6 protein-coding genes, 1 tRNA gene and 1 pseudogene are annotated in these 6,223 nt (G+C 66.3%); 4 read left to right on the top strand and 4 right to left on the bottom strand.

Features of this window, described 5'->3' with window-relative positions; genetic code table 11:
- Positions 1-8 precede the first annotated feature (8 nt).
- Both GO592_RS26000 and GO592_RS25995 read left to right on the top strand, forming a co-directional pair.
- On the top strand, positions 9-1,355 hold the full coding sequence (locus GO592_RS26000; RefSeq protein ID WP_007300950.1) for a lysine N(6)-hydroxylase/L-ornithine N(5)-oxygenase family protein: 1,347 nt from the start codon (positions 9-11) through the stop codon (positions 1,353-1,355).
- Positions 1,352-1,603: an MbtH family protein gene (locus tag GO592_RS25995; RefSeq protein WP_005244517.1), complete on the top strand. Its 252-nt coding sequence runs from the start codon at positions 1,352-1,354 to the stop codon at positions 1,601-1,603. The genes GO592_RS26000 and GO592_RS25995 overlap by 4 nt, the downstream gene beginning before the upstream one ends.
- A 106-nt stretch (positions 1,604-1,709) precedes the next feature.
- Here GO592_RS25995 and GO592_RS25990 read toward each other — a convergent pair whose 3' ends face one another.
- Both GO592_RS25990 and GO592_RS25985 read right to left on the bottom strand, forming a co-directional pair.
- Positions 1,710-3,149, bottom strand: a complete 1,440-nt coding sequence (locus GO592_RS25990) for a threonine/serine ThrE exporter family protein (RefSeq protein ID WP_007300951.1) — start codon at positions 3,147-3,149, stop codon at positions 1,710-1,712.
- Between the two features lies 1 nt (position 3,150).
- Complete coding sequence (locus GO592_RS25985; RefSeq protein ID WP_005262863.1) at positions 3,151-3,531, bottom strand: nuclear transport factor 2 family protein; 381 nt, start codon at positions 3,529-3,531, stop codon at positions 3,151-3,153.
- A gap of 72 nt (positions 3,532-3,603) precedes the next feature.
- Between GO592_RS25985 and GO592_RS25980 the strand changes: the two genes are divergently transcribed.
- Together GO592_RS25980 and GO592_RS25975 are read left to right on the top strand one after the other, a co-directional pair.
- A tRNA-Thr gene (locus GO592_RS25980) sits at positions 3,604-3,678 on the top strand.
- 143 nt (positions 3,679-3,821) lie between these two features.
- The gene (locus GO592_RS25975; protein WP_007300952.1) at positions 3,822-4,025 is read left to right on the top strand and encodes an RNA polymerase sigma factor; all 204 of its coding nucleotides are present in this window, start codon (positions 3,822-3,824) and stop codon (positions 4,023-4,025) included.
- A 14-nt stretch (positions 4,026-4,039) separates the two neighbouring features.
- On the opposite strand, the pseudogene GO592_RS25970 reads toward GO592_RS25975, so the two are convergent.
- Positions 4,040-5,452 (bottom strand): annotated as a pseudogene (locus GO592_RS25970) (lipase family protein).
- A gap of 102 nt (positions 5,453-5,554) precedes the next feature.
- Positions 5,555-6,190: a TetR/AcrR family transcriptional regulator gene (locus GO592_RS25965; protein WP_007300954.1), complete on the bottom strand. Its 636-nt coding sequence runs from the start codon at positions 6,188-6,190 to the stop codon at positions 5,555-5,557.
- Positions 6,191-6,223: the final 33 nt, after the last annotated feature.

Raw genomic sequence — 6,223 nt, 5'->3', positions numbered from 1 at the left:
AACGAGCTATGAGTGAATCGCCGGAAACGGTCGGTACAGATCTCCCGGTGCGAGATGTCGTGGGTGTCGGATTCGGTCCCGCTAACCTCGCCCTGGCCATTGCCATCGAGGAACACAATGCGGAGTGCCCCCCGCGCGAGCGGATCAGCGCGCAGTTCTTCGAGAAGCAGGATCGATTCGGCTGGCATCCCGGGATGCTTCTCGACGGCGCGACGATGCAGATCGCGTTTCCGAAGGACCTGGTGACGTTCCGGAATCCGCGTAGCGCGTTCACCTTCTTCAATTACCTTTTCGATCAGGGTCGCCTCGTCGACTTCGTCAATCACCAGACCTTCTTCCCGACTCGTCACGAGTTTCACGACTACCTGCAGTGGGCGGCACGCCGAGTGGACGCCGACGTGCGATACGGCACCGCAGTGGAGGCCGTGCGCGGAATCCGCGGCGACGACGGGGTGATCGACCGTTTCGAGGTCCGCGCCGCCGACGGCAGCGCGGTGATCGCGCGCAACGTCGTGATAGGTGCCGGTCTGCGGGAGCGAATCCCGGAGTGGGCCAACCCCTCTGCGCGATGCTTCCACAACCACCAGTTCCTGTTCCGGCTCGGTGAGATGCCGGCCCCGGTCCACCATCGGTTCGTCGTCCTCGGAGCGGGTCAGAGTGCCGCCGAGATCGTGCAGTACCTGCACGGAAACTACCCCGAAGCCGAAGTCCACAGCGTCTTCTCGCGGTACGGGTACAGCCCGGCCGACGACAGTCCGTACGCCAACCGCATCTTCGATCCGGAGGCGGTGGACGATCTGCACGGTGCCCCGGAGGCGGAGCGTCTGCGATTGCTGGATGTCCATAGGAGTACTAACTATTCGGTGGTCGACATCGAGCTCATCAACGAGCTCTACGCGACCGAATACCAGGAACGCGTTCGTGGGCGTCGCCGCCTGTTCATGCGTCGCGCGTCGGAGATCATTGCCGTCGACGAGACTTCGGACGGAATCGAGGTGGCTGTCCGCAGCGGTGTGGACGGCCTCACCGACACTCTCGCTTGCGACGCACTGATTCTGGCCACCGGTTTCACCCCCGCACCCCTCGAGCCTCTACTCGGCGATCTCGCGCCGAAAACCCACCCGCCGCGCGAAGTGGGCCGAGATTACAGATTGGCGGTTTCACCGGACGTCACAGCGGGAATCTATCTGCAGGGCGGCACGGAGAAAACGCACGGAATCACGTCGTCGCTCCTGTCGAACGTTGCCGTGCGGGCGGGAGAGATCGTTACATCTGTCGTAACAAGGCGTGGCCGCAACGGCACGCTTGCTAGTGTGAACGCACAGGACACGTATGCGACAAGCGAGGCGAGATGAGCACCAATCCATTCGATGACGAAGAAGGCCGCTTCTACGTGCTGGTGAACGATGAGGACCAGCACTCACTGTGGCCCACGTTCTCTGAGGTGCCGGCAGGCTGGCGCGTAGTTTTCGGCGAGGAAAGCCGGGCCGCGTGCCTCGAGTACGTGGAGAAGAACTGGACCGACATGCGGCCGAAGAGCCTGCGTGAGGCCATGGAGGCCGACGAGAAGTCGGGCGGACGGCACAGCGTCGACAAGAGCTGACCTCCCCGGCGCCGCGTTTCGGCGACGATGTGCCGGGACGACCGTCCGGTGAGACACCGGCGGTCGTACCCGGCAGACGGCCGAGAGGCCGTCACCTGAAAGTGCCTCAGGCCGCCTTTTGTGTGTGTGCTTCGACCGGCTTCCGCCGCCTCGTCTTGAAGACGGGGCGGCGGATGTCGTCTGTGCGACGCAGGATGCGCGGCCTCCGCAGGGTCCGGGCGATCCACTCGCCGAGCGTGACGCCCGCCGCGAGCGCGCAGCCGATACCGAACGCCGCCAGCAGCGAGCTGAGTCCGATCACCACCTCGTTGTTGAGCAGGGCGTAGAGGCCCCGGTACAGAGACAGACCCGGCAGCAGTGGCGTGATACCCGCCACCACGACGACCAGCGGCGGCGTGAGCGCGCGGCGGGCCATCAGACCACCGGCGAAACCGACCACCGTGGCCGCGAGTGCCGAACCGATGATGGGGCCGATGCCGAACTGGTGCGCCACCATGTAGACCAGGGCGCCGGCCGCGCCACCGAACCACGCGGCCGTGAGGGCGCGCTGCTCGGCGTAGCAGGCCAATGCATAGAACATCGACGCGAAAGCGCCCGACATCACCAGGACGGGTAGCTGCACGAGTTCCGTGATCTCGACGTTGACGGGTGGCAGGGTCGAACCCAGCACGCCGGTCAGACGCAACGAGATGGCCACACCGGCGATGATGCCGCCGGTCATCATGACCACTTCGAAGAATCGCGCCGCCGCGGTGATCGGTGCTCCGGTGATGGCATCCTGCACGGAACCGACCAGCGACAACCCGGACAGCAGCACCACCACACCGGCCGAAATGATCTGTGAGGGTCTGATCTCGACACCCAGCTGATCCTGGAACGTATAGAGCGTCGCCGCCGGGGTCGCCGCCACCAGACCGCCCGCCACCTGCTGGAAGAAGAACGGCAGACCGATTCGGTTGAGGACGCGGTTGACCCGGTAGATCACCATCGTCGTCAGGAAGGCGACCGATGCGACCAGCACCCCACCACCCATCAACACGGAGACCGACGCTGCCATGGACGCCCAGGCGAGCGTCGCGATCCAGCGGTTGTACGGGTGCGGCGCGGTGGTGACCGCTGTCAGGGCCTCGTGCGCCTCGCTGGGGGTGACGGCCTCCCGGCGGATCCGCCGCGTGAGCCGGTCCACCGCCGCGAGGCGGGTGAAGTCCATCGAGCGGTAGTGCACTATCCGCATCGTGCTCGCCGGCGGGAGGGTCGGCCCACGGTACGCGGACAGCACGATGGAGTTGTACGTGACATCCACATCGCACTGGGCGAGGCCGTACGTGGCGGCGATGAACTGCACCTGCTCGGCGGTGTCCATCGCACCGGTGCCGGATGCGAGGAGCACTTCACCGACTCGCACGGCGAGGTCGAGTACTTCGGCGACCACCGCGTCGTCGGTGAGGTCGATCGGCTGCAGCGGTGTGGGTGCAGCGGTGACCGCATCGACCGTTGCGCGACGGTCGCCTGTGAGACGTTGGAGGGATTCTGTGAGCTTGGCCATACTACGTGTCGGAGACAAGATCTTTCTCGGTCAAATCGGTGGCGGAGAGTGCAGACTCGAGTGTCTCGTGGCGGAACGTGGAGATGACCTGATCGTGGACGACACGGAATGCAGAGGCCAGGATACGCGTCTCCTCGGGGTCCGTTGCCCACGTGGCCTGCTGTTCGACCACCAGCACCCCGTCGTAGTAATACATTCGCTGCGGAATCAGCGTGATGCCCGCGGTAGACGCCCATTCCCGCAGCGCCGCCAGGCCCTGGGTGGCGCCTTTCGGCCCACCCATCTCGATGTCGTCGCTCGACAGCGACAGCAGAGTGTCGATGTCGCCGGAGTTGAGGGCGTCGTGCCAAGCGAGGACGGTGGCGATCTCCGAGGTACTCATGGCTCCAACGCTATCCAATGTGGGCGGAAGTAGCCGTCGTTCCTGCAATGGATATGATGGGCGCGCGTGTCCGCCTCCTTAGCTCAGTGGTAGAGCACTCGCCTTGTAAGCGAGCGGTCGTCAGTTCAATCCTGACAGGAGGCTCCACCGCGGAATTGCTTCCGCACACAGAGGGCCACCTTCTCCCGGGAAGGTGGCCCTCTGTGTTTCCCGCACGCTCACCCCTGGGTGGGCAGTTCGTCACCCTGGGGTCCCTGTCTCCGACCCCGCCGGTCATTGACGATGAGTGCATGCAAGTGAATTCGTGCAGGTCGGTGGTACTGGACGCGGTGGAATCGCTGCCCGCCCTCGAGCGGGAGACACTGGCCCTCGTGTATTACCGGGGAATGTCCTGCGACGAGGTGGCGGACACGATGCAGATCAGCGTCGCCACCGTCCGGGACCGCCTTCACGAGGGGGCGCGCAGACTGCTCGCCGGTGTCGGCGACCTCTGATCGGGACCGCGCCCTCACGTGCCGATCGGCTGACCGAGCAGGCTCGCGATCGTGTCGCCGACGATCGACGACCACACCGGCCACGTCGCCTGGTCGAGGGCCATCGATCCCACGTCGCGGGTGGTGCACCCGGCGTCGGCGGGCACCCCGTCGAACCGGTCCCGCAGCCACATCAGGGCGCTCGCGGCCGCGACCGGTTCGAGGGACAGATGCTCACTGGCGTGGTCGCGGGTGTACGTCACCCGGGCGTTCGGGTCCTGGCAGTAGGTGTCGACGAGTGTGTCGACGGGCCCGACCGGCACCAGCCAGTCCGGATTCGCCTGGTACATGAACATCGGCACGTCCGGGACCCGGTGACCCATCTCGGTCCGGTCGAGTACCGATTCGACCACCGGATCGCGAAGCGGGTCGCCGCTCGGGCTGTCGAACAGGCCACTCAGGTTCACGAACGGCAGCAGCGCCGACTGGTAGCTGACGCAGAGGTTGCTCTTGGCGGCAAGGAGCTGCTTGCCAAGTGGGTTCAGGTGCGTGTCGAGATACTCCGCGAGCTCGGGATAGTCACGGCTCACCCCGAACACGCCGCCCAGCACGATTCCCGCGCCCAGATTGTTGTCGGCGAGATCGACGAGGGCGCCGAGATCGGCGGGAATGCCGCCTTCGGCCGCGCCGACGATGTTCAGGTCCGGTGCGTAGCTCGCGTGGAGTTCGGCGGCGTGACCCGTCGCGATCGCGCCTCCGGAGTAGCCCATCAACCCGACCGGAGTCTGCCGGCCCGTCAGGCCCAGTGGGTCGAAGTTCTCCGCCGCGCGGATCCCGTCCAGGGTGATGCGGCCCGCGAGGTGCCCGGCCGCATACGCGGCGTTCGGGCCCTGGTGATCCGGCATCACGACGGCCCATCCCTGGGCGAGGGCGGCCTGCGCCTCGAGGAACTGCAGCGGCGCGACGATCTGACCGGTCAGCGGCGCGGGAACGGACCACTGCTGCAGTGCGTACGAGGCGGCGCAGTACTTGCCGAGGGAGTCCTCCGCCGGCTGGAGCGAGAGCAGATTGCGGACGCCGTCGATCGTGCCCCGGGCTTGACGACCGTCGCGACCGCCGGGATCGGCTCGTCCCGCGAATTGTTGGAGCGATACGACAGCTGCCACGCGTCGACGTTCACCGGAAGCGCCGACAGGTTCGCCAGGTGCACTTCGCGGGCGGCGATGATCACTCCCGGCTCGGCCGCCGCGACCACGTCCGCAGGCGGTTCGTAGAAACCCCGGTCGGCCTCGGGCCAGGGCGGGAACGGTAGGGGCGGGCTGCACGTCCACCGACGTTCCGCCGTCGGTGGGAGCCCCGACCGACGGCGTGACGACGGCGAGTTGTGCGCCCACCATCATCGCTCCCACCAGCAGCATTCGACGTCGTAGCGCTGTCGTTCCGATCATGTGGTCCTCCCCCGGGCATAAGTGAGACGTCTATGTCTCACTTTGAGAGCAGACCCTGGATCAGGTGTGACGGGTATCGCAATACTCGCGAGTAAGTTCGGCTCAGGTCTGGTCGGTGACCAGCGCGATGAGCATCGTGCTCAGAACGTCCACCAGGACCGACGCGGACGGTCGGGGGGAGGCGGTGCTCCAGTGATGGGCGAGATCGTTGACCGCCCCGATGAAGGCGATCGACACCATCGCGAACCGCTCGGGCGGGTCGACGACGCCACCGTCGATCGTGCGGGTGACCACTTCGAAGAGTTCGGCCCACTGCGTGCGGCGCGCGAGGCGGTACTGCTCCACTCGGGGGCCCGCCCCGACCACCTCCACGAAGATGATCCTGGCCCGCCGCTCGTCCGTGCCGACCGATTCGATGTAGGCCGTCATTACGCTGCCGGCGACGGTCCGGGGATCGCGCGAGGGCGCCCGGTCGTTCGCGGCGAGCACCGCGTCCCGGGCCTCGTCCTGAATCGTGTCGTAGAGCGCGAGGAGGATGTCCTCGCGGCTGCCGAACTCCTCGTAGAACTGGCGACGCGACAGTCCGGCGTGGGCGCAGATGTCACTGATCGAACTGTGGGCGTACGTCTTCTCCGCGAAGACCGACAGGGCGGAGTCGAGGAACCGTGCCCGGCGGGCTACGCGACGTTCCGCAACCGGTTGGCCGCTGTACGTCCGATTCGACTCTGCTCGGGACACGATCTCAGCCTACGGTGACGGGACGTCGAGGTC

The organism is Rhodococcus sp. 21391, assembly GCF_016772255.1.
Lineage (GTDB): Bacteria > Actinomycetota > Actinomycetes > Mycobacteriales > Mycobacteriaceae > Rhodococcus_F > Rhodococcus_F opacus.
The sequence above is the reverse complement of the archived record's forward strand: the minus strand, read 5'-3'. Positions and strand labels throughout refer to the sequence as shown.

Excerpts from the sequence above, each read along its gene's own strand:
- GO592_RS26000 (WP_007300950.1), top strand. The coding sequence starts at position 9 with ATGAGTGAATCGCCGGAAACGGTCGGTACAGATCTCCCGGTGCGAGAT.
- GO592_RS25995 (WP_005244517.1), top strand. The coding sequence starts at position 1,352 with ATGAGCACCAATCCATTCGATGACGAAGAAGGCCGCTTCTACGTGCTG.
- GO592_RS25975 (WP_007300952.1), top strand. The coding sequence starts at position 3,822 with ATGCAAGTGAATTCGTGCAGGTCGGTGGTACTGGACGCGGTGGAATCG.
- GO592_RS25985 (WP_005262863.1), bottom strand. The coding sequence starts at position 3,531 with ATGAGTACCTCGGAGATCGCCACCGTCCTCGCTTGGCACGACGCCCTC.
- GO592_RS25990 (WP_007300951.1), bottom strand. The coding sequence starts at position 3,149 with ATGGCCAAGCTCACAGAATCCCTCCAACGTCTCACAGGCGACCGTCGC.